Here is a 22900-nt window from a genome sequence, read left to right on the forward strand (position 1 = left end):
GACTCCCTCTCGTCGGCTGTCCCCGCGCTCGCGAGTGCCCCCAGGATGCCCCCGGGTAACACCGACGTCGCGTCGGCCTCGCGGCGGTGCGCCCGGGCGAACGGAGCCTGGTGACGGCGCATGTCGCGCGGTTCCCGGCGCGATCAGGTAATCAGGAACGGTGGACAAGGACGCGACCGACCCCTTCGTGCATGTCCGGGGCGCCGGTGAGAACAACCTGCGCAACATCGATGTCGACGTTCCGAGGGACGCGATGGTCGCCTTCACCGGCGTCTCCGGTTCGGGCAAGTCGTCACTCGCGTTCGGCACGCTCTACGCCGAGGCCCAGCGGCGCTACTTCGAGTCCGTGGCCCCGTACGCCCGAAGGCTGTTGCAACAGGTCGGCGCACCGCATGTGCAGGAGATCAGCGGACTGCCACCGGCCGTGGCCCTGCAGCAGCGGCGCGGATCGCCCAGCTCGCGCTCGACGGTCGGCACCATCACCACGCTGTCCAATCTGCTGCGCATGCTGTACTCCCGGGCCGGCACCTATCCGCCCGGGGCCGCACGGCTGGACGCCGAGTCGTTCTCACCCAACACCGCCGCCGGCGCCTGCCCGAACTGCCACGGACTGGGCGTCGTGCACGACGTCGCCGAGGACCTGCTCGTCCCGGACCCCTCGCTGAGCATCCGCGAGGGGGCGATCGCCGCCTGGCCGGGTGCCTGGCAGGGCGCCAACCTGCGCAGCGTCGTGAGCAACCTGGGGATCGACATCGACCGGCCGTGGCGCAGGCTCAGGAAGAAGGACCGGGACTGGCTGCTGTACACGGACGAACAGCCCTCCGTGTACATCGAGCCGGAGGAGGACCGCATCGACTACGGCTACCAGGGCAAGTTCTGGAGCGCCCGCAAGCACGTCATGCACGTCCTCGCCGACTCCAAGAGCGAGAAGATGCGCGAACGGGCGCTCCGGTTCGTCAGGAGTGTGCCCTGCCCCGAGTGCCACGGCAGCGGACTGCGGCCCGAGGCGCTCGCCGTGACCTTCGCCGGGCGTTCCATCGCCGAGATCAACGCGATGCCGCTCACCGAGGTCGTGGCGCTGCTGCGGCCCGTCGCCGGACGGTCCGAGGCCGACGCCACCACGTCGACCGCCCGGTCCGGGGAGACGACCGAGGTCGCGGTCCGCATCTGCGGCGATCTGGTCGCGCGCATCGACGTACTGCTCGACCTGGGCCTCGGCTATCTCGGCCTCGGGCGCCGCTCGACGACCCTGTCCCCCGGCGAGGCGCAGCGCCTGCGGATCGCCACCCAGCTGCGCTCCGGGCTGTTCGGCGTCGTCTACGTCCTCGACGAGCCCTCCGCGGGCCTGCACCCGGCTGACGCGGAACCGCTGCTGGACGTGCTGGACCGTCTCAAGGCGGCGGGCAACTCGCTGTTCGTCGTGGAGCACGACATGGACGTCGTACGGCGGGCGGACTGGGTGGTCGACATCGGCCCCGGCGCGGGCGAGGGCGGCGGCCGCGTGCTGTACAGCGGCCCGGTCGCCGGTCTCGAGCAGGTCGGGGAGTCGGCCACGAGCCAGTACCTGTTCGGGCGCGCCCAGCCGCTCGACCACCGCCCGCGCACCCCGCACGGGTGGCTGCGCCTGCGCGGCGTCTCCCGCCACAATCTGCACGACGTGTCCGTCGACGTACCGCTCTGCGTACTCACGGCGGTGACGGGCGTGTCCGGTTCCGGAAAGTCGACGCTGGTGACGCAGGTGCTCGCCGAGGTCGTCCGCGGCCACCTCGGACTCGCGCCCGAGGAGCCCGACGAGGCGCAGTTGGAGGTCGACGTCCAGGACGCGTCGGGGGTCGAGTCGTTCGACCGGCTGGTCCGGGTCGACCAACGGCCCATCGGCCGGACCCCCCGGTCCAACCTGGCCACGTACACGGGGATGTTCGACGCGGTGCGCAAGCTGTACGCGTCGACGGACGAGGCCAGGGCGCGCGGCTACTCGGCCGGGCGGTTCTCCTTCAACGTGCCCGAAGGACGGTGCGAGACCTGCCAGGGCGAGGGGTTCGTCGCGGTGGAACTGCTCTTCCTGCCCGGCACCTACGCGCCGTGCCCCACCTGCGAAGGCTCCCGGTACAACGCCGAAACGCTGGAAGTCACCCACCGCGGCAAGAACATCGCGGACGTACTGGCGCTGTCCGTCGACGCCGCCGCCGAGTTCCTGTCCACCGTCCCGGCCGCCTCCCGCAGTCTGGAGACGTTGCGCGAGGTGGGACTGGGGTACCTGCGGCTGGGCCAGCCCGCGACGGAACTCAGCGGTGGTGAGGCGCAACGCATCAAGCTGGCCACCGAACTGCAGCGGGCCCGGCGCGGTCACGCGCTGTACCTGCTCGACGAGCCGACGGCGGGGCTGCACCCCTCGGACATCGCACTACTGCTGCGGCAGCTGCACCGGCTCGTCGACGCCGGCAACACGGTGGTCCTCGTCGAGCACGACCTGGACACGATCGCCACCGCCGACTGGGTCATCGACCTCGGTCCTGGCGGCGGCGACGCGGGCGGGCGGGTGGTCGCGGCGGGGCCGCCGGCCAAGGTGGCGCGGGTCCGCCGCAGCGCCACCGCGCCCTATCTCGCGGCCCGGCTCGCGCGCTCCTGACGGCAGTCGTAGGGAAGCGACCGCCCGGGTGATCGGCCCGTGGGAGAGCGGGCCCAGCAGGCCGCGGGCGCCACCCCACTGGGCAGCGCCCGCGGCCGGACCGCCGGGTCAGCCGGGCATGGGGTGGTGCGCCCGGGCGAACTGTTCCACGATGGCGACGCAGAAGGCGGGCAGGTCGGCCGGGCTGCGGCTGGTGACCAACTGCCCGTCGACGACCACCTCCTCGTCGGCGACGACCTCCGCGCCGGCGTTGCGCAGGTCGGTACGGATGCTGGGCCAGGACGTCAGGCGGCGGCCGCGCACGGCGTCTGCTTCCGCCAGGGTCCACGGGCCGTGGCAGATCGATGCGACCGGTTTCCCGCTGGCCATGAAGTCCTTGACGAACCGCACCGCGTCGCGGTCCATGCGAAGCTGGTCGGGGTTCATGGTGCCGCCGGGCAGGAGCAGCGCGTGGTAGTCGTCGACGGAGGCGTCGGCGACCAGACGGTCCACCGGGAAGGTTCCGGCCGCGTTGAGGTCGAACTGACGGGCCTGGATCTCGCCGGGGTGGATCGAGACGATCTCGGTCTTCGCCCCTGCGCCCTGCAGCGCACCGCGCGGCTGGTCGAGTTCCACGCGCTCGACGCCGTCGGTGGCCAGAATCGCCACCCGCATCCCCCGGAGTTCCTGTGTCATGGTCAAGGCTCCCTTCACGCCGTCCGAGTCGGGACGAGTCCGGTGACATGCAACGGGGCGTGACTGCTACAGCAGCCGGTCGAACACCGCGGTCACGCCGTCCCAGTGGCTGGTCTGCGGGTTCTTGATGTCCGGATACACGATTTTGAACGTCTCGGCGAGGGCGACGCTGAGACCGCCGATGATCTCGGGGTAGCGCTCTTCGGTCTGCTCGGTGGGTGCCCTGTCGAGGGGAGGGTGCGCGGCGAGCTGTTCCAGGATCGGCTTCAGCTCGACCTCCTCGTCGAGCCGCCGGAACCGGTGGACACTCTCCTGGAGGCCCTTGGTGATCGGCAGGTCCCACGGTTCGACGGTGTCCCGGCCGTTGGCCTTGGCCGATGCCTGGCCGACGACCAGGAGGTCGTAGAGCTTGGCGTCGACGAAGTCGCCGTACCGCTTCAGGTCGTTCTTGTCCACGTCGAGGCCCGCGGCGGCGCGGAAGAACCTCTCGAACTTCGACACACCCATCACGGCCATGCCTCTCGCCTCCTCACCGGGAACCGGCTGCTACCGGTCGAGATTCGCAGAGCCCCCTGCTGAGCGCCTCCGCACTCCAGGCCGAAAAGGGGCGCCCCCTCCTGCCCTGGCAGAGCAGCGCGCCGATCCGGCGCCGGCGCCCGCCGCGCCCGCGGCGGAGGCAGGCCGCACTTGTGCTCGGAGGCCCATCGAGCCGGCCGCTTTTCCGCCCACCGGGAGCAGGTGGGGATCGGCCCACACGCGGAGCATGGATACGACCTCTGCTGAGGCGCATGCACCATGACGCCCGTCAGCCGAGCGCCGACACCTTGTTCGACACCATCACCCTGCGAGCCCCGCGCCTCGGGCGACACGGCGCGTTCGATGCACCCTGACTCGGCATGACATCGCCGGAGGATCGCATGACACAACCGACAGTCCCTTCAGCCGGCGCACCCGTGGACGTCGCGGGCGGGGCGCAGCGGCCGTTCTCCGAGCACGCGGCCATGGCCAGGGCGTACCCCGGCGGCAGGATGACCGTGGGTGCCATCACGCCCCTGGAGGGCTTCGACGGGCCCGTGCCGTCCTTGGCCGGGCACATCGAGCGGATCCAGCAGGCCGAGCGGGCCGGCTTCGCCTCGGTGTGGGTCCGTGACGTGCCGCTGCTGGACCCGAGTTTCGGGGACACCGGACAGGTCTTCGACCCGTGGGTGTATCTGGGGCTGCTCAGCGCCCGCACCACCTCGATCACCCTGGGGACCGCCAGCATCGTCATGCCGTTGCGGCATCCGTTGCACACCGCCAAGGCGGCCGCTTCGGTGGACCGGCTGTCGGGCGGACGGCTCCTGCTCGGGGTGGCCACCGGTGACCGGCCCGTGGAGTTCCCGGCCTTCGGCCAGGACCTGGGCGGCCGGGCCGAGAGGTTCCGGCAGTCGCTGGAGTACTTCCGTACCGTCCTGGAGCACCGTTTCCCGCACGTGGAGTCGCCGCTCGGCCGGATGCGCGGCACCGATCTGCTGCCCAAGCCGGTGTACCGGCGGATCCCGGTACTGATGACGGGACGCGGCAGGCAGGACGTCCGGTGGATCGCCGACCACACGGACGGCTGGCTGTACTACACCCCGCCGCTCCAGCAGCAGGCCGAGAACATCGAGCGGTGGCGGGAGTTGACCGGGGGCGACGGCCGTGGGTTCAAGCCGTACGCGCAGGCCACCTATCTCGATCTGACCGAGGACCCCCTGGCCCTGCCCCGGCCCATCCACCAGGGCTTCTCGGTGGGCCGGGTGTCGTTGCTGGCGATGATGCGGGCCTGGCAGGAGATCGGCATCGACCAGCTGATGATCAACTTCAAGCACAGCCGCCGCCCGGTCGCGGAAGTGATCGACGAACTGGCCGAACACGTGCTGCCGCACTTCCCGCCCGGGCGTCCCGGGGCACGCGAGGAGCACCGGCGGCCCGTGGAGCGGACCGGGCGCTGGTCCGGGCGCTGAGGAAGCACGACCCCGACCCCGGTCCCCCGCGTGGCAGGGCCGCACTCAGTCCCGGGCGGCCGCGGGAGGCAGCTCCTGCGCGTAGTCGCACGTGCCCTCGTCCCGGAACTGCAGGGCCGCCCTGGTCACCTCCGCGCCGAGGCCGCGCAACTGGTCCGCGACCGCTTGGTCGGTGAGACGTCCGTCGCCGTCGAAGACCCTGGAGGACCGCGGGACCGCGAACACCAGCGGCACGGCCCAGCCGCGCAGCGACCGCACGATGAACTCCATCGCGTTGATCGCCTGCAGGCCCTGCACTCCACCGGCGGTCGTCAGCATCCCCACGGGTTTGTTGCTGAGGTAGGGCGGGTCGTGGTCGGCCAGGAGGGCGAGCCAGTCCACCGCGTTCTTGAACGCGCCGCTGACCGAACCGTGGTACGTCGGGCTGCTCCACAGCAGGGCGTCGGCGGCCTGAACGGTGTCGGCAAGCCGGCGGGCGGACGCAGGGACCCCGGGCCCGGACGTGTAGAACGGAAGAGCCAGCCGCCTGAGGTCGATCACCAGGGTGCCGGCGCCCGCGTCGGCCGCCCCCTCGACCGCCACGCACAGTGCGGTGAGGCTGGTCGACGGGGTGCGCAGCGAGCCCCCCATGCCGACGACGAGCGGACGCGTCATCCTGTCAACTCCTTCAGAGCATCTCCAGGGGCGTGGGCCCGCCGGGTGGCGGGAACGCCTCGTCGAGGGCGTCGCGTGCCTCGGGGGGAAGGCGGAGGTCCACCGCACCGCGGTTCTCCCGGACGTGGTCGGGTGATCCGGAGCGCGGGATCGCGGCCACCCCCTGTTCCAGCACCCAGGCGAGTGCCACCTGGGCCGGCGTCGCCCCGAGGGCCCGGGCCACGGCATCCAGTGCCTCGACCGCCAGGATCCGCCCCTGCTCGACGGGGGAGTAGGCCATGACCGTCACCCCGGCCTGGCGGCACCAGGGGAGCAGATCCCACTCGACGCCGCGCCGGGAGAGGTTGTACAGCACTTGGTCGACGGCTGCGGCGTCGCCGCCGGGGAGGGTGGTCAGCTCGGTCATGTCGGCGACGTCCAGATTGCTCACCCCCCAGTAACGGATCTTCCCCGCCTCGATCAGGTCGGTGAATCCCGCAAGGGTCTCCTCGAGCGGCCACCGTCCCCGCCAGTGCAGCAGGTACAGGTCCAGCCGTTCCGTACGGAGCCGCCGCAGGCTGTCCTCGCAGGCGGCGACGGTGCCCTTCCGGTCGGCGTGGCCGGGCAGCACCTTGCTGACGAGGAAAACCTCTTCCCGGCGTCCCCGGAGGGCTTCCCCGACGAGTTCCTCGGCTGCGCCGTGGCCGTACATCTCCGCCGTGTCGATGACGGTCATGCCCAGGTCCACGCCCAGCCGCAGCGCGGCGATCTCCTGTTCGCGTCGGCCCGGGTCCTCGCCCAGGTACCAGGTGCCCTGCCCGAGCGCCGCGATCTTCTCACCGGAGGGGAGCGTCGTCGTTCTGGCCGATTCCACGGACATCTCGGGCCTCCCGTCTGCCGCGGATCCGCGTCATGCGCCCGTACCGGGTGCCCAGCCGTGGGGCACCCAGACAGCCGTGTCGCATGTGCCGCAGACAGGCCAGGAGGGCCGAGCGGACTACGCCGGGAACTCGCCGGCACCACGTGTGCCACCGCGCAGAGCGACGGCCACCGACACAACGGCGCCGCAGGAGAGGACCGTCGCGAATCCGATCATCGCGGTCTGCACGGCGAAGTGCCGCAGGGCGATGCTGAACAGGACGGAGGGCAGGCCCATTCCGAGGTATGCGACGACGAAGAACACGGCGAGGACCCCCGCGCGTGAGGCGGGCTCGGCCACTGAACCGGCACGGTCGACGCCTCCCTTGAACAGCAGCCCGGAGCCGGCTCCCGAGAGGGACACGGCGACCAGGTAGAGCCAGAGCGCCGGGTGGTAGAGGGCGACGGCGCACAGGACCAGGCCGACCGGAAAGACCACTGCCCCCACCGTCAGGACCCGGGGCAGCGGCAGACGTCCCAGCACCAGTTGGGCGGCCGCGGCGGAACCGAACATGAGGAAGGCCGCCAGTCCGACCACGAAACGCGAGTCGGTGTGCAGGGTGCCGTGGAGCACGCTCGCCCCGAGTGAGGAGATCAGGCCGAGGATCGCGAAGGCGAAGGCGCCCAGCGCGCCGGCCGCACCGAACGTCCGCCGGCCGCCGGGGCGCAGGACGAACCTCTCGGGCGGTTCGGCCGCGGGCAGCTCCCGGTCCACGGTCTCCGGGGTGCACAGCACGAGCGCCAGGCACAGCGCCATGGCGAGCGTGAAGATCGCCTGGGCGGTGATCAGGGGAGCGGGGAGCCACTCGGCTGCGGCGCCGGCGACCAGGGGCCCTGCGGCCAGGCCGCCGAGGTTGGCGGCGGTGGCCACGATGCCGGGCAGCGCCGAACCCGTCCGGTCCGGACGAGCCTCGTGGTGGAGGTCGTGCAGGTACGTCGTCGCGGTCGACGCCATCAGCCCCAGTCCGACACCGTTCAGGATCCTGCCCGCGATCAGCCCCGGCAGGTCCGGCCACACGATCAGCACGACCGACGCGACGATGCCGACGAGCAGCGCCGGGACGACGATGCGCCGCCGGCCGAGCCGGTCCGACAGGTGTCCCAGTCCCAGGAAGGCGGCCGCCGCGCCCACGACCATCGAGGCGTACGCCACCGTGACCGTGGTCGCGCCGAAGTGGTCCCGGGCACCGTACAGCGGCCACAGTGGGGTCGGTGCGGTACCGAAGGCCATCAGCACGGCGAAGGACACCGCCACGAACCAGAAGCCGGTCGCGTGCGGGGCGCGGCGCCGGGCGGGGATGCGGGGTGGCAGACCGGCGGGAGCGTCGGCGGTGGGACGGGTCAGCGGCGTCGGTACGGCAGGCAGGGGTACCCCTCCTCGGGTCCTCGGGTGGAAGTGGACGACGCCTTCCATCCTCCTCACCGGGAAGAATCAAAGCCAACGAATGTTTTTGCTGGGCTCCAGCAATGTGAGTGATACTCCTGGTGTGGAACTACGCCAGCTGGAGCACTTCATCGCGGTCGCCGAGGAGCTGAGTTTCACGCGCGCCGCCCGTCGGCTGCACGTGGTGCAGTCGGGGGTGTCCGCCGCGATCCGCTCCCTGGAGCGCGAGCTCGGCAGCGCGCTGTTCGAGCGCACGTCGCAGCAGGTCCGGCTCACCGGGGCCGGCGCGGCACTGCTGCCGGAGGCTCGGACCACGCTGCAAGCCGCCCAGGCGGCCCAGGACGCCGTGCGTGCGGCACACGACACGCTGCGCGGCACGGTGAACGTGGGCGCCATGGCCTCGGTCGAGGTGGTGGACCTGCCCGCGCTCCTCGGCCGGCTGCACACGCGGCATCCGGCGATCGATGTCCGCCTGCGGCTGGCGACGGCCGGCTCGGCGGGACTGGCGCAGGCGCTGCTCAGCGGAGACCTCGACGTGGCCTTCCTGTCGCTGCCCGACCGCAAGCCCGCCGGGATCGACGCGCGGGAGCTGGCCACCGTGCCGCTCGTCCCGGTGGTGAGCGCCGCCCATCCGCTCGCGCAGCGGGGAGAGGTGGCACTGTCGGACCTCGCGGGGGAGCCCTTCGTGGACTTCCCGCCGGGCTACGGCAACCGCGAGGTGGTCGATCGGGCGTTCGCGGCGGCCGGCGTCGGACGCCGAGTGGCACTGGAAGTGCCCGACATCGACATGGGAGCGGCACTGGTCCGGCACGGTCTGGGCATCGCCTTCCTGCCCGCGTTCGCCGTTGCCCGCACTCCCGGCCTGCACGTCCTGGACGTGTCCGACACCGTGCTCCGCTGGAGCATGCATCTCGGCACGTCGTCGACCCGGCGGCCCAGCTCGGCCCTGAGGGCGCTGCTCGACCTGGTCGACCTCCATGTCATCGCCCTGTGACGAGGGTGTCCGGCCCCTTGCGTCCGCCTCGCCGGGCCGATGATCTGTCCCCGGGTGTCACCCGCCGTCCCGAAGGCCCTGGCGTCACCCGGCGGAATCGACGGCCTGGGAGAAGTCCTTGCCGAGCTGCGACATCAGGTCGTTGAACTCCTTCTCGCTGATCGCCTCCCGGAGCACGGCCAGTACGGTTCGCACACCTCGGTCGGCCTCCTCCACCTTGAGCATGGTGCGTTCGGCCACGCGCAGCACGCTGTCGCGGTGGTCGAAGCGCTCGATGCGGTCCGTGGTTCCCCGGCGCACCGCCTCCGCGAGACCCTCGGGGAGTTCGGTGACCAGGTCCCTGGCCTCACCGGGGCTCAGCCTGTGGGCCAGCGTCTCGAGCGTGGCCCGGGTCAGGTCCGCCGCCTCCTGCCGGCTCAGTCCGGTGCGCTCGGCGACCGTACGGACGAATTCCTGCTCATCCATGCGTCGTCCTCCTTCGCTGTGGTGTTGCGACGAACGGCGCAGATCCCCTGCAAGCCTGCCACGCCGACCCGGCCCGCGCCCGTCCACGGACGGCGGTGCCCACGAGGTGTGAGCAGGTCCGGGCGTGGAAACCCGAGGTGTCCCGACTCCAGGGAGGCGTCATGGACGCCCATGTCACTGCCCAGGGAAGTCCCATCGCCACGGTCAACCCGTACACCGGCGAAAGGGTTCGCGAGTTCCCCGCGCTGAGCGCGGAGGAGGTGGAGCTCGCGATCGACGGCGCGCACCGTGTCTTTCCGAACTGGCGTGCCAGGTCGACGGCCGACCGGGGGGCCCTCGTGCAGCGCGCCGGCAGGCTCATGAGGGAGCGCAAGGAGGAACTGGCGCACCTCCTGACCCTTGAGGTCGGCAAGCTGATCACCTCGAGCCGGGCGGAGGTCGACCTCGCGTCGGACATCCTCACCTACTACGGCGAGTACGGCCCCGAGCTGCTGGAAGAACGACCGCTGCCGGTGCCCGAGGGCACGGCTGTACTGGTGAACGAACCGCTCGGCGTCCTTCTCGGCGTGATGCCGTGGAACTTCCCGCTGTACCAGGTCGTCCGATTCGCGGCTCCGAACCTCGTCCTCGGCAACACGATCCTGCTCAAGCACGCGAGTAGCTGCCCCCAGTCCGCACTCGCAATCGAGCAGCTGTTCGCGGAGGCGGGCGTGCCGAGCGGGGTCTACACCAATCTTTTCGTGCGGGGCAGAGACGTCGGGAAGATCATCGACGACTCCCGGGTGCAGGGAGCGTCACTGACCGGAAGCGAGCGGGCGGGCGTGAGCCTGGGCGAGATCAGCGGCCGCAACGTCAAGAAGTCCGTCCTCGAACTGGGTGGCAGCGATCCCTTCCTCGTGCTGGACGGTCACAACCTCGAGCGCACCGTGTACGCCGCGTTCCTCGGCCGGATGGGCAACACCGGGCAGTGCTGCGTGGCGGCCAAGCGCTTCATCGCCCTTGCCGATGTCTACGAGGCCTTCCTCGCCGGGTTGCGTGACCGGATGAGCGAAGTGGCACCGGGAGATCCGGCCGACCCCGCCACCACGCTCGGCCCGCTGTCCTCCGAGGCCGCGGCCGAACTTCTGATGGAGCAGGTCCGTGACGCGGCGGACAAGGGAGCCACGGTGGTGCTGGGCGGCGGGCGGCCCGACCTGCCCGGTGCCTTCGTCGAGCCGACCCTGCTCACCGACGTCACACCGGACATGCGGGCCTACCGGGAAGAGCTCTTCGGCCCCGTCGCCACGGTCTACCGGGTCGCCGACGAAGAGGAGGCCGTGGCACTGGCCAACACCTCCCCCTACGGCCTGGGAGGCGCGGTCTTCGCCGCCGACCCGGAGCGGGCTCGCGGCGTGGCGGACCGGCTGGAGGCGGGCATGGTGTGGATCAACCACCCGACCGCGTCCCGGCCGGAACTGCCCTTCGGCGGCATCAAGCGCTCCGGCTACGGGCGCGAACTCGGCGACGTGGGCATCATGGAATTCGCGAACCGCAAGCTCGTGCGCTACGTGGACGCCGACGCCCCGATCGGGGAAGTGCTGGGCTGAGTTCCGGCGAGGCGTCAGTCGGGGCCGCCCAGCACGATCCTCCACACGCGGGTCGCCACCTGGAGGTTCAGCCGGTGCTCGACGTTCGCGAGGTCGTTGCCGCTGATGTCGCGGATGCGCTGGAGCCGGTAGCGCAGTGTGCTGCGGTGGATCGCGAGGGAGTCGGCGGTCTCGTCGTAGTTGCCACCGCAGTCGAAGTACCGGGAAAGGGTCTCCACCAGGGCCGCGTGGTGCCGGGCGTCGTAGTCGATGAGCTGCCCGAGCCACTCCTGGACGAATGTCTCCAGTTCCTGGTAATCGCTGCCGGGTCCCAGGATGCGGTAGAGGCCGAGCTCGTCGAAGAACGACGTGCCGTAGCGCTCGCGGCCGTGGCGGCGCACCTCCAGGGCGCGCTGCGCCTCCTCGTAGCGGCGGGGGATGTCGTCCACCGAGTCACAAGGGGCGCTCACTCCGATCGTCCCGGACCGTGTCCCGGTCTCGCGGGCGACCGCCTCGTACAACGCGCGGGCGCCCGGCCTGTCGTCGGAGATGAGGACGATGTGGTCGGCACGTCGGGTCAGCAGCGAGCGCATGCCCACGGCGGAGGACGCCCGGCTCACGGTCTGTGCGAAGACATCGTCCGCAGCCCGGTTCGACCACTGCACGACGACGACGTAGTGGGTGCGGTGCAGGTCGTGTCCGACTGCCTCGGACCGGGCGTAGGCGCTTGTCTCGTCCGTCCCTGCCAGAAGGTCGTCGGTCAGCTCGCGGTGCAGTCTCAGCTCCACTTCGGCCAGATCGCGCACGTGCGTCAGCTGCGGGGCGAGCGACGCGGCGGCGTGTTCCAGTGCGAGCACGGTGTGCTCGTCGGTCTCGTCCCGGGCAGCGACCAGGGCCAGCACGCCGAGGATCTCGCCGTGCGGGCGGATCAGGGTGATCAGCCGGTCCTTGATCCGCACGGGCCCGGCCTGACGGGCGACGGCGTGCAGCATTTCGTCCCGTTGCGCGGGGTCCGGTTCGGGATAGGGGATGGGGCGGTTGGGGCCGGACCAGGACCTGAGCCGACCGAAGCGGTCCTCGACCAGCGCGGGAAGTCCAGTGAGCCTGTGCAGTGCTCGGGTGACGGCATCCTCGCCGCCACCCGAGGCCGCGACATCGGCCATGACAGCGTGAACGGCTCGCTCGTAGCCCAGCTCGGCCACCACAGAGATCAGCTGCTGCTGGAGGGCCGCGCGTTCCGCCCTCAGCCGGTACAGCTCCCGCGCGTCCTCGAGTTGACGGCGGTGCGCGAAGGCTGCTGACAGTGCGGCGGCGGTGTGCCGGACGAAGATGGTGAGCAGGTATCGCTCGGCCTCGGTGGGCCGGGAGCGGGACGTGACCACGAGGTAGCCGATGAGTCCCGCGGATCCCCGTAGCCCCAGGGCCCGGCCCCAGCGCCTGCCGGGGAAGGCCACGTTACCGTCCTGCCCGGCCAGCTCGTGCACCCTGCGGCTCACGGCCGAGGCATGCGTCTGCCCGTTCTTCGGGCTGGCGACCAGGTCGGCGCCCACCTTGAGGTATCCGGCCTCGGCGCTGTACGGCCCCGCGGCGGCTACGTGGTTCATGGCCAGGCGCAGGATCTCGCCTTCGTCCGGAGCGCCGAACAGGGCGCGGGAGAACGCGACCAGATCGTGGACGGCAAGGTCGGCCGGGGTGCGGACGGGCGGGCGGGGCGCTCCGCGCGCGACCATGGGGTGCCGCCCGGCGCTGCCCAGTGGAAGGCTGCCCTTCCGGTGGGAGGGGCGGTGGTGCAGGCGGTATGCCCGACTGCCGGCCATGGGATCACTCCGTCCCTCGACGCCTTCAGAGAATCGAGCGACATGCCGCGTACCCGCCCACGGTCCGGCTTATCCGTTGATCCTTTCCTTCGTGGATGGTGGCTGCTGGGGCCCGCCGGGGGCTTCGCCGGGCAGGCGTCGCTGAAAGCGCCGGTCACTTTCCGTCTTCTTCGCCTTCCTCGGTAAAGGGACGCACCGCGTCCAGCAGGACCCTCAACGCGCCGGTGAGCATGCCGACCTCAGCGACACGCTGGGCGTACCGGTCCTGCGGGGACTGCGGGGCGGCCTTCTCGGCCTGCTCGGCGGCGTTCGCGAGGACACGTTCGGCGGCCTGAGCCGCGGCGCGCAAGGCGGCGCGTTCGACATTGCCGGGCATGTGATCTCCCCTGGATTCGGGTTGAACTCAGGCGCCGTACAGGTCCCGGACGCCGAGTTCGTCGATGTGCCTGAGCGGGTCGAGGGGGTCTCCCGCCAGATCGCCAGGCCGATGCCCATCTCGCTCAGCGCCTGCTGCCAGGCGATGACGTGCTGTTAGACGCGGTCGACGAGTGTCCCGTCCAGGTCGAAGACGAACGCCGCGGGTCGGGTGGCCGTACGGTCGGACATGTTCCACATCCTTCCTGTCAGCGCCGGTCCGGGCTCGCTGGCCATGCGCACCAACCGCCTGCCGACCGAGCGAGCCGGTAGTGGTCGGGCTGGGCGGCTCGTGGTGGGCTACGGCGGTGCCCGGCTGCTGCCGGTCCGTCGGTGAATGTCAGGCTGCGCTCCGGGCATGGGACCGGCATCGGTGCACGGTGACCAGATCAGGCGGTCGGAATCGCCCCGGCGGGCTGAGACACCGCACCCGCATGGACTGCTGGACGGCAGGCGGGCACCTCGACCGCCGAGCATGCCCGGCGGCCGTGCTGCCGCGCCGGAGAACTCCCAGATCCCCGACAGAGTCCCGCTAGGCGTCGTCGCCCCGCTCACCCTCCGCCTGGGACGGCTCGCTCCGGGGCACGTCCGGGTGCTGTTCTGTTGCGGTGCGCTCGCCCGCCTCGTCCCGCTCGCCCTCGGCCTGCGAGGGTGTGCGCGAGTACCAGGCGTCGTAATCAGGGGCTCCGGATTTCATGACGGGCCTCCTTCGTCGCTTCGCTCACGTCCATCCTCCTCCCTCAGGCCGCAAGGCGACGTCTTCGGCCTCACCGTGCCGGCCTGAGCCCCCGGCCACATGTGCGACAGAGGGGCGAGTCACCACCCGCACCCGTGCGAGGGCGGAGCGCGGCGTCAGCCGCCGACCACGGCGCGCACCGTCTCCTCGATCGGGGTGGGCCCGCTGATCAGCTCGAGGATGCGCCCGGCGGTCCTGGGCTCGTGGAGCAGGGCGGCGAGCACCGCGGCCACGTCATCGCGAGGCACCTGGCCGCGGTCCGTGTGCTCGGCGAGCCGGACGCGGCCGCTACCGGCGTCGTCGGTCAGCATCCCCGGGCGCAGAATCGTCCAGTCCAGTCCCGGACGCGAGGCGATGTCGGCGTCCGCCTCGGCCTTGGCCTTCAGGTAGGCGGCGAACACCGGGTCCGTACCGGCCGGCGGCGGGCTGTCCACGCCCATCGCGGAGATCACCAGGAAGCGGCGCATCCCGGCGCGCTCGGCCGCGTCGGCGAGGAGGATGGCCGCGTTCCGGTCCACCGTCTGCTTGCGAGCGGCGCCGCTGCCCGAGCCGGCGCCCGCGGCGAACAGTGCCGCGTCGGCGCCGCGAAGGTGGCCGGCCACCTCGTCCACCGAGGCGTGCTCCAGATCGCACACCACCGGTTCCGCGCCGTCCGCGCGCAGGTCGTCGGCGTGTCCTGGGTTGCGGATCAGGCCTGTGACGCTGTCGCCGCGCGCCGAGAGCAGCCGGGTCAGCCGGCGCGCGATCTTTCCGTGTCCACCCGCGATCACTACGTGCATGGGGTCATTCATGCCACCCGCTACCGCTCGCGTACCGCTCAGGCCGGGCTGCGGGACTGCCACGGAGGGTCGCGTCCCCCGGTTGCCGCAACGCCGGCGCGCTCGCGCACCGCGCGCGGCGACCGGCCCGATCACCGGCCCTCGGTCTGGGCGCGTCCGCGGATCCGGCGGCGCCGGCCGACGCGCGTCGTCCTTCGGCGAAAGGCCGGCCTCGTGCCGTCGAAGGAGGCGGCACCGTGCCATCGGGGGACGGCGGTGTCCCGTGCGGCCCCGCCTCCTGTCCTCGCAGACGGACCGCCGGTGCCACTTTTCGACCCGCCGGGCGCAGGCGGGGTGACCGGGCGAACAGCCACTCTGGAGGTTGTCGGGACCGCTGGGCGGTCCCGACGCGGAAGGAGTGGCCATGACCGAGCAGGCCCGCAGGGCCGTTGCCTCGTACGCCACGTACGAGGAAGCGGAACGCGCCGTCGATCACCTCGCCGACCAGGGTTTTCCGGTTCAAAAGGTCGCGATCATAGGTCGGGACATGCGCCTGGTCGAGCAGGTGATCGGCCGAATGGGATACGGGGGTGCCGCCCTCCACGGCGCAGCCACCGGAGCGCTGCCCGGCGTACTCGTCGGCTGGATCTTCGGGCTGCTGAACTGGCTGAATCCGGTCGTCTCGGGTCTGCTTCTCGCCCTGTACGGGCTGATCTTCGGAGCGGTCGTCGGCGCGTTGTTCGGAGTGCTGCTGCACGCGGCCCAGGGCGGCCGCCGGAACTTCGCCTCGGTCCGCTCGATGGAGCCCAGCCGGTACGACGTCGTGGCGGACGAGGACGTCGCCGATGAGGCCGTCCGGTTGATCGCCGCACTGGCCGGCAACCCCGATGCGAACACGGAGAGCGCCTCCCCCCACGGACCGACGCCCGCGCAGTGACGCCGGCCCCAGCTGAACGAGTGCCGAACCGGGCGGACACGGCCCGGAGGATGAACGGTCGCCGACGGACGTCGACCGCCGCGGAAGGAGTTCCTCATGGCCAAGGCAGTGGGCATCGACCTGGGCACCACCAACTCGGTGATCGCCGTGTGGGAGGGTGGTGAGCCGTCCGTCGTGCCCAACAGCGAGGGCAACCGCACGACACCGTCCGTGGTGGCCTTCACCGACACCGGCGAGCGCCTGGTGGGGCAGCTGGCCCGGCGCCAGGCGATCCTCAACCCCAAGGGCACCATCTACTCGGCCAAGCGGTTCATCGGCCGGCACTTCGACGAGGTTCCCGACGAGGCCAAGGCCGTCGCCTACGACGTCGTCCCGGGAGAGAACGGCGAGGCCCGCTTCAAGGTGCGTGACAAGCTGTACGCGCCCGAGGAGATCAGCGCCCAGGTGCTGCGCAAACTCGCCGAGGACGCCTCCAAGCAACTGGGGGAGCGGGTCACGGAGGCGGTCATCACCGTACCCGCCTACTTCAACGACGCCCAGCGCACCGCGACCCGTGACGCCGGACGGATCGCCGGACTGGAAGTGCTGCGGATCATCAACGAGCCGACCGCGGCCGCCCTCGCGTACGGCATGGACAAGAAGCAGCACGAGACCGTCCTCGTCTTCGACCTGGGCGGCGGCACCTTCGACGTGAGCATCCTCGATGTCGGCGACGGCGTGGTCGAGGTGCGTTCCACGGCGGGCGACAGCCATCTGGGCGGCGACGACTTCGACCGGCGACTGGTCGACCACCTCGCGGACGACTTCCAGAAGGAGAACGGCATCGACCTGCGCAAGGACCCGCAGGCGCTGCAACGCCTGTTCGAGGCGGCGGAGAAGGCGAAGACCGAGCTCAGCTCCGTCACCCAGACCCAGGTCAGCCTGCCGTTCATCACCGCCGACGCCTCCGGGCCCAAGCATCTCACCGACTCGATCATGCGGTCCACGTTCGAGCAGATCACCGCCGACCTGGTGGAGCGCTGCCTGGGACCGGTCCAGCAGGCCATGGCCGACGCCAAGGTCGGCGAGAACGACATCGACGAGGTCATCCTCGTAGGCGGTTCCACCCGCATCCCCGCCGTCCAGGCGCTGGTGCGACGGCTGACCGGCGGCAAGGAACCCAACATGAGCGTCAACCCCGACGAGGTCGTGGCGCTGGGCGCCGCGATCCAGGCCGGGGTGCTCAAGGGCGAGGTCAAGGATGTCCTGCTGCTCGACGTCACCCCGCTGTCGTTGGGAGTGGAGACGCGCGGCGGAGTGATGACGAAGATCGTCGAGCGGAACACCACCATCCCGGTGCGCCGTAGCGAAACCTTCTCCACCGCCGAGGACAACCAGCCGGCCGTCGACGTGGTGGTCCTCCAGGGGGAGCGCGAGCGGGCCGCCGACAACCGGGCGCTCGGCCGGTTCCAGCTCACCGACATCCGGCCGGCGCCGCGGGGCGAACCCCAGGTCGATGTCACTTTCGACGTGGACGCCAACGGCATCCTCAACGTCAGCGCGCGCGACAAGGACACCGGCAAGGAACAGGGCATCACCATCAGTGAGAGCTCCAATCTCGACCGGGGCGAGGTCGAGCGCATGGTCCAGGAGGCCGAACGCAACCAGGGCCAGGACCAGGCACTGCGCGAGGCCGTCGACGCCCGCAACGAACTCGACGCGATCGCCTACCAGGTCGAGAAGCGTCTCAACGAACTGGGCGACGCCGCGCCCGCGCACGAGAAGGCGCGAGCCGAGATGCTGGTGGCAGAGGCCCGCGACGCGGTCAAGAACGAGGCCGGAGTCGACAAGACCAGGCCGCTGATCTCCGAACTCCAGCAGGTCCACGCCGGGCTCGCCGCCCACCAGGCCGGAGCGGCGGCGGCGAGTGGCCCGTCGGACACCACCGGGCCGGACGCCTCCGGGCAGGGCGGTGCCGGCGCCGACGACGACGTGATCGACGCCGAGTTCGACAAGGGCTGAGGTACCCGCCATGCCGATCCCTCCCCAGGACCGATCGTCCGACCGCCCACCCGAAGGCGCCGCACAACCGCCGCAGGGCGACCTGCCCGAGCCCGCGCCGCCGACCACACCGGCCGAACCGGGGCCCGACGCGGCCACCGGTCCGACCGGGGGCGAGGACGAGTACGCGGCCGCGCTGAAAGAGGTCGAGGACCGCTGGCGGCGTGCCCTCGCCGACTTGGACAACCTGCGCAAGCGACACGCCAGGGAACTGGACCGGGAGCGCACGGCCGAGCGCGCCCGCACGGCCGCGGCCTTCCTTCCCGTCGTCGACAACCTCGAACTGGCCCTGAACCACGCGGGCTCCGACCCCGGGGCGATCGTCGAGGGGGTGCGCGCCGTGCGCGACCAGGCCGTGTCCATCCTCGAACGCCTCGGTTACGAACGTCACGCCGAGACGGGCGTCCCGTTCGACCCCTCCCGGCACGAGGTCGTCGGCGTGGTCCAGGACCCCGACGCCGAACCGAACACCGTGGCGCAGGTGCTGCGCCCCGGCTACGGCGAGGCCGAGCGGCAGCTGAGGCCGGCCGCCGTGACCGTCGCCAAGCGGGAGTGAGCGGCCATGGCACGCGACTTCTACGAGGTTCTCGGGGTCCCGCGGGACGCCGACAAGGACGAGATCCAGCGGGCCTATCGCAAGCTGGCCCGCAGGTACCACCCAGACGTCAACAAGGACCCCGCGGCGGAGGAACGGTTCAAGGAGATCAACGAGGCCTTCAGTGCGCTGTCCGACCCCGACCAGCGGGCTCGTTACGACCGCTTCGGCGAGGACTTCCGCAAGGTTCCCGAGGACTGGGAGGAACGGGTCGGGGCCGGCGCGGGAGCGGGCGGCGGCTTCCGCTGGTCCACCGGGGGCGGCCCCCGGGTCCGGTACGGCACCAGCGGCTTCGGCGCGGAGGGCGTCGACGTCGACGACCTGTTCGGCTCGCTCTTCGGGGGCGCCGGACGGGTGCGTGTCCCCGGAGCCGACCAGGAGGCCGAACTGCCGCTCACCGTCGAGGAGGCCTATCGCGGAGGCCGCCGCACCGTCACCCTCGCCGGGCCCTCCGGGCAGCCGCGGCGGTACGAGGTCGACGTGCCGCCGGGTGTCACGGACGGGCAGCGCATCCGCCTGGCGGGTGAGGGCGGCCGGAGCAACGGTGACGCCCCCGCGGGGGACCTGTACCTGCGGGTGCGGATCCAGCCGCACCCCCAGTTCCGCCTCGAGGGCCGGGACGTGTACGTGCAGCTTCCGGTCACACCCTGGGAGGCCGCGCTGGGTGCGACGGTTCCGGTGCCCACGCCGAGCGGGGCGACGGCGAAGGTCACGGTGCCCGCGGGCTCGTCCAGCGGCCGGCGGCTGCGGCTGCGCGGTGAGGGCATGCCGAACCCGCGGGGCTCGAACGGCAACCTCTACGCCGAACTCCGGATCATGGTGCCGTCCACGCTCAGCGACCGGGAGCGCGCACTGTTCGAGGAGCTCGCCGCCGTCTCCTCGTTCGACCCCAGGAGGACAGGATGAGTGACCCACGCGCCGGGGCGCGCCAGGCGTCTCGGCTGACAGCTCCCGTGCCGGCACGTGTCCGGTACGCGATCGTGCCGGTGCCCAGGCTTTCTCTGGGGACCGTGGCCCGCCGCTCCGGGGTCCATCCCGACCTCATCCGCCGGTTCGTCGCTCTGGGCCTGGTCGACGCCGAGCGCGACGCCTCCGGAGGGCTGACGTTCGAACCCACGGCACCGGCCGCCGTGGCCCGTGTCCAGCGGCTGCGCACCGGACTCTGCCTCAACTACGCATCCATCGGCCTGGTGATCGACCTGCTGGACCGCATCAGCTTGCTCGAAGCCGCCCTGCGCCGCACCGGTACGAGGAGTGAAACACCCCCATGGACATGAACCGTCTCACCCAGAAGTCCCAGGAAGCCCTCCAGGAGGCCCAGAGCGCGGCCGTCGGCATGGGGCACACCGAGGTCGACGGGGAACACCTGCTGTTCGCGCTTCTCGACCAGGAGGACGGTCTGATCCCCCGGTTGCTGCAACAGGCCGGCACCGAGCCGAAGGAGCTGCGCGCGGCCGTGCGCGAGGAACTCTCCCGACGCCCGAAGGTCACCGGTCCCGGCGCGGCACCCGGCCAGGTCTTCGTCACCCAGCGCCTGTCCCGCCTGCTCGATGCCGCCGAGCGGGAGGCCAAACGGCTCAAGGACGAGTACGTGTCCGTGGAGCACCTCCTGCTCGCCCTGGCCGAGGAGGGCTCGGCGACCGCCGCCGGACGCCTGCTCAAGGAGCACGGCGTGACCCGGGATTCGTTCCTGGGCGCGCTCACCCAGGTCCGCGGCAACCAGCGCGTCACCTCCGCCAACCCCGAAGTCGCCTACGAGGCGCTGGAGAAGTACGGTCGCGACCTGGTCCTCGAAGCCCGGTCCGGGCGGCTGGACCCGGTCATCGGCCGTGACGCGGAGATCCGCCGCGTCACCCAGATCCTCAGCCGCAAGACCAAGAACAACCCCGTCCTCATCGGCGATCCCGGCGTCGGCAAGACCGCCATCGTCGAGGGCCTGGCCCAGCGCATCGTCCGCGGCGACGTCCCCGAGGGCCTGCGCGACAAGACGGTGTTCGCCCTCGACATGGGCTCCCTGGTCGCCGGCGCCAAGTACCGCGGCGAGTTCGAGGAACGCCTCAAGGCCGTCCTGGCCGAGGTGAAGGCCGCCCAGGGACGCATCCTGCTCTTCGTCGACGAACTCCACACCGTCGTCGGCGCGGGCGCCGCCGAAGGGGCCATGGACGCGGGCAACATGCTCAAGCCGATGCTCGCCCGCGGCGAACTCCACATGATCGGCGCCACCACCCTCGACGAGTTCCGCAAGCACATCGAGAAGGACGCCGCCCTCGAACGCCGCTTCCAGCAGGTGCTGGTCGACGAGCCGAGCGTGGAGGACACCATCTCCATCCTGCGCGGACTGCGCGAACGCCTGGAGGTCTTCCACGGCGTGAAGATCCAGGACACCGCGCTGGTCTCCGCGGCCACCCTCAGCCACCGCTACATCACCGACCGGTTCCTGCCCGACAAGGCCATCGACCTCGTCGACGAGGCGTGCGCCCGGCTGCGTACCGAGATCGACTCGATGCCCGCCGAACTGGACGAGATCACCCGCCGCGTCACCCGCCTGGAGATCGAGGAGGCGGCCCTGTCCAAGGAGACGGACGCCGCCAGCAAGGCCCGCCTGGAGGAACTGCGCAAGGAACTGGCCGACCTGCGCGGCGAGGCCGACGCCAAACGCGCCCAGTGGGAGGCCGAGCGGCAGGCCATCCGCCGCGTGCAGGAGCTGCGCCAGGAACTCGAGCAGGTCCGCCTCGAGGCGGAGGAGGCCGAACGCGCCTACGACCTCAACCGCGCCGCCGAGCTCCGCTACGGCCGCCTCCAGGACCTGGAGCGCCGACTGAAGGCCGAGGAGGAGCAACTGGCCGCCAAGCAGGGGCAGAACCGGCTGCTGCGCGAGGTCGTCACCGAGGAGGAGATCGCCGAGATCGTCGCCGCCTGGACCGGCATCCCCGTCGCCCGCCTCCAGGAGGGCGAACGCGAGAAGCTGCTGCGCCTCGACGAGATCCTGCGCGAGCGCGTCATCGGCCAGGACGAGGCCGTCAAACTCGTCGCCGACGCCATCATCCGCGCCCGCTCCGGCATCCGCGACCCGCGCCGCCCCATCGGCTCGTTCATCTTCCTCGGCCCCACCGGTGTCGGGAAGACCGAGCTGGCCAAGACCCTCGCGGCGGCCCTGTTCGACTCCGAGGAGAACATGGTCCGCCTCGACATGAGCGAGTACCAGGAGCGGCACACCGTCAGCCGGCTCGTGGGCGCACCGCCCGGATACGTCGGCTACGAGGAAGGCGGCCAGCTCACCGAGGCCGTACGCCGCAAGCCGTACTCGGTCGTGCTGTTCGACGAGATCGAGAAGGCGCACACCGACGTCTTCAACACCCTGCTCCAGGTCCTCGACGACGGCCGCATCACCGACTCCCAGGGCCGCACCGTCGACTTCCGCAACACCGTGATCATCATGACGTCCAACATCGGCTCCGAGTACCTCCTCGACGGCGCCACCGCCGAGGGCGAGATCAAGCCGGACGCCCGCGCCCTGGTGATGGGCGAGCTGCGTGGGCACTTCCGCCCGGAGTTCCTCAACCGCGTCGACGACATCGTGCTGTTCAAGCCGCTCGGTGAGCGGCAGATCGAGCGGATCGTGGAGCTGCAGTTCGACGAGCTGCGCCGCCGGCTCGCCGAACGCCGCATCACCGTCGAACTCACCGAAGCAGCCCGGGAGGTGATCGCCCACCAGGGCTACGACCCGGTGTACGGGGCCCGGCCGCTGCGCCGCTACATCTCCCACGAGGTCGAGACGATGATCGGCCGTGCCCTGCTGCGCGGTGACGTCCAGGACGGCGCGACGGTCCGCGTCGACGCCGAACACGGAGAACTGGTCGTCACCTACGACCAGCCCGAGGACGTGAAGGGAGCGCGGGCGGCATGAGCACGATGCACGCGACGACCGTCAGGTGTCCCCACTGCGGGCGCACCAACCGGGTGCCCGCGGCCGCGGAGGGCCGCCCCAGGTGCGGCCACTGCAAGCAGCCCCTGCCGTGGCTGGTGGACGCGGGCGACGACGACTTCACCGAGGTCGTCGAGCGGGCCGACATCCCCGTCGTGGTCGACCTGTGGGCCACCTGGTGCGGCCCCTGCCGCATGGTCAGCCCGGCACTGGAGAAGGTCGCCACCGATCTCGCCGGCCGCATCAAACTCGTCAAGGTCGACATCGACAAGAACCCGCGACTGGCGCAGCGCTTCGAGGTGCAGGCCGTACCGACCCTGCTGATCCTCGACCGGGGCGAGACGGTCGCCCGGCAAGCGGGGGCGGCGCCCGCCCCCGCGCTGCGCCAGTGGGTGGAACAGTCGCTCACCGCCCGGAAAGGGTGATCCGG

21 protein-coding genes are annotated in these 22900 nt (G+C 71.4%); 11 read left to right on the top strand and 10 right to left on the bottom strand.

Features of this window, described 5'->3' with window-relative positions:
- The first annotated feature begins 160 nt into the window (after positions 1 to 160).
- A complete protein-coding gene (gene uvrA / locus ACZ3KP_RS38675) occupies positions 161 to 2629 on the top strand; it encodes an excinuclease ABC subunit UvrA (RefSeq protein ID WP_467505559.1) in 2469 nt (822 codons plus the stop codon).
- A gap of 108 nt (positions 2630 to 2737) precedes the next feature.
- On the opposite strand, the gene ACZ3KP_RS38680 is transcribed toward uvrA, so the two are convergent.
- Positions 2738 to 3304: a type 1 glutamine amidotransferase domain-containing protein gene (locus tag ACZ3KP_RS38680; RefSeq protein ID WP_467505561.1), complete on the bottom strand. Its 567-nt coding sequence runs from the start codon at positions 3302 to 3304 to the stop codon at positions 2738 to 2740.
- Positions 3305 to 3370: 66 nt separating this feature from the next.
- A complete protein-coding gene (locus ACZ3KP_RS38685) occupies positions 3371 to 3820 on the bottom strand; it encodes a DUF1931 family protein (RefSeq protein ID WP_467505563.1) in 450 nt (149 codons plus the stop codon).
- A gap of 401 nt (positions 3821 to 4221) precedes the next feature.
- Between ACZ3KP_RS38685 and ACZ3KP_RS38690 the strand changes: the two genes are divergently transcribed.
- On the top strand, positions 4222 to 5289 hold the full coding sequence (locus ACZ3KP_RS38690; RefSeq protein ID WP_467505564.1) for an LLM class oxidoreductase: 1068 nt from the start codon (positions 4222 to 4224) through the stop codon (positions 5287 to 5289).
- A 45-nt stretch (positions 5290 to 5334) separates the two neighbouring features.
- Here ACZ3KP_RS38690 and ACZ3KP_RS38695 read toward each other — a convergent pair whose 3' ends face one another.
- The 3 genes from ACZ3KP_RS38695 to ACZ3KP_RS38705 form a co-directional block, all read right to left on the bottom strand.
- Positions 5335 to 5943: an NADPH-dependent FMN reductase gene (locus ACZ3KP_RS38695; RefSeq protein ID WP_467505566.1), complete on the bottom strand. Its 609-nt coding sequence runs from the start codon at positions 5941 to 5943 to the stop codon at positions 5335 to 5337.
- 13 nt (positions 5944 to 5956) lie between these two features.
- The gene (locus ACZ3KP_RS38700) at positions 5957 to 6802 is read right to left on the bottom strand and encodes an aldo/keto reductase (RefSeq protein ID WP_467505568.1); all 846 of its coding nucleotides are present in this window, start codon (positions 6800 to 6802) and stop codon (positions 5957 to 5959) included.
- Positions 6803 to 6919: 117 nt separating this feature from the next.
- Positions 6920 to 8254, bottom strand: a complete 1335-nt coding sequence (locus tag ACZ3KP_RS38705) for an MFS transporter (RefSeq protein WP_467505646.1) — start codon at positions 8252 to 8254, stop codon at positions 6920 to 6922.
- Between the two features lie 73 nt (positions 8255 to 8327).
- Here ACZ3KP_RS38705 and ACZ3KP_RS38710 point away from each other — a divergent pair, with 73 nt between their 5' ends.
- On the top strand, positions 8328 to 9218 hold the full coding sequence (locus ACZ3KP_RS38710) for a LysR family transcriptional regulator (RefSeq protein WP_467505570.1): 891 nt from the start codon (positions 8328 to 8330) through the stop codon (positions 9216 to 9218).
- Positions 9219 to 9302: 84 nt separating this feature from the next.
- On the opposite strand, the gene ACZ3KP_RS38715 is transcribed toward ACZ3KP_RS38710, so the two are convergent.
- Positions 9303 to 9683, bottom strand: coding sequence for a DUF2267 domain-containing protein (locus tag ACZ3KP_RS38715; protein ID WP_467505572.1), 381 nt, complete (start codon positions 9681 to 9683; stop codon positions 9303 to 9305).
- Between the two features lie 161 nt (positions 9684 to 9844).
- Here ACZ3KP_RS38715 and ACZ3KP_RS38720 point away from each other — a divergent pair, with 161 nt between their 5' ends.
- A complete protein-coding gene (locus tag ACZ3KP_RS38720; RefSeq protein ID WP_467505574.1) occupies positions 9845 to 11269 on the top strand; it encodes an NAD-dependent succinate-semialdehyde dehydrogenase in 1425 nt (474 codons plus the stop codon).
- A gap of 14 nt (positions 11270 to 11283) precedes the next feature.
- Here ACZ3KP_RS38720 and ACZ3KP_RS38725 read toward each other — a convergent pair whose 3' ends face one another.
- From ACZ3KP_RS38725 to ACZ3KP_RS38740, 4 genes are all read right to left on the bottom strand, one after another.
- The gene (locus ACZ3KP_RS38725) at positions 11284 to 13065 is read right to left on the bottom strand and encodes a PucR family transcriptional regulator (RefSeq protein ID WP_467505576.1); all 1782 of its coding nucleotides are present in this window, start codon (positions 13063 to 13065) and stop codon (positions 11284 to 11286) included.
- 154 nt (positions 13066 to 13219) lie between these two features.
- Positions 13220 to 13441, bottom strand: a complete 222-nt coding sequence (locus ACZ3KP_RS38730) for a hypothetical protein (protein ID WP_467505578.1) — start codon at positions 13439 to 13441, stop codon at positions 13220 to 13222.
- A gap of 570 nt (positions 13442 to 14011) precedes the next feature.
- Positions 14012 to 14176 carry a hypothetical protein gene (locus ACZ3KP_RS38735; protein ID WP_358982439.1) on the bottom strand — a complete coding sequence of 55 codons (165 nt, stop codon included), beginning with the start codon at positions 14174 to 14176 and terminating at the stop codon, positions 14012 to 14014.
- A gap of 155 nt (positions 14177 to 14331) precedes the next feature.
- Positions 14332 to 14994: an SDR family oxidoreductase gene (locus ACZ3KP_RS38740; protein ID WP_467505580.1), complete on the bottom strand. Its 663-nt coding sequence runs from the start codon at positions 14992 to 14994 to the stop codon at positions 14332 to 14334.
- Between the two features lie 403 nt (positions 14995 to 15397).
- On the opposite strand from ACZ3KP_RS38740, the gene ACZ3KP_RS38745 reads away from it, so the two are divergent.
- The 7 genes from ACZ3KP_RS38745 (at position 15398) to trxA (ending at position 22895) form a co-directional block, all read left to right on the top strand.
- On the top strand, positions 15398 to 15910 hold the full coding sequence (locus tag ACZ3KP_RS38745) for a YflT domain-containing protein (protein ID WP_467505582.1): 513 nt from the start codon (positions 15398 to 15400) through the stop codon (positions 15908 to 15910).
- 96 nt (positions 15911 to 16006) lie between these two features.
- Positions 16007 to 17911, top strand: coding sequence for a molecular chaperone DnaK (gene dnaK / locus ACZ3KP_RS38750; protein ID WP_467505584.1), 1905 nt, complete (start codon positions 16007 to 16009; stop codon positions 17909 to 17911).
- A gap of 10 nt (positions 17912 to 17921) precedes the next feature.
- Positions 17922 to 18506 carry a nucleotide exchange factor GrpE gene (locus tag ACZ3KP_RS38755; protein ID WP_467505585.1) on the top strand — a complete coding sequence of 195 codons (585 nt, stop codon included), beginning with the start codon at positions 17922 to 17924 and terminating at the stop codon, positions 18504 to 18506.
- A 6-nt stretch (positions 18507 to 18512) separates the two neighbouring features.
- On the top strand, positions 18513 to 19451 hold the full coding sequence (locus tag ACZ3KP_RS38760) for a DnaJ C-terminal domain-containing protein (RefSeq protein ID WP_467505586.1): 939 nt from the start codon (positions 18513 to 18515) through the stop codon (positions 19449 to 19451).
- Positions 19448 to 19822, top strand: coding sequence for a chaperone modulator CbpM (locus tag ACZ3KP_RS38765; RefSeq protein WP_467505588.1), 375 nt, complete (start codon positions 19448 to 19450; stop codon positions 19820 to 19822). The genes ACZ3KP_RS38760 and ACZ3KP_RS38765 overlap by 4 nt, the downstream gene beginning before the upstream one ends.
- Positions 19813 to 22452 (top strand): ATP-dependent chaperone ClpB, encoded by a 2640-nt coding sequence (gene clpB / locus ACZ3KP_RS38770; RefSeq protein ID WP_467505590.1) that lies wholly within the window; start codon positions 19813 to 19815, stop codon positions 22450 to 22452. Before ACZ3KP_RS38765 ends, clpB begins: the two co-directional genes overlap by 10 nt.
- Positions 22449 to 22895, top strand: a complete 447-nt coding sequence (trxA, locus tag ACZ3KP_RS38775) for a thioredoxin (protein ID WP_467505592.1) — start codon at positions 22449 to 22451, stop codon at positions 22893 to 22895. Before clpB ends, trxA begins: the two co-directional genes overlap by 4 nt.
- Positions 22896 to 22900 lie beyond the last annotated feature (5 nt).

The sequence above is a fragment of the Streptomyces sp. NPDC020958 genome (assembly GCF_055562175.1).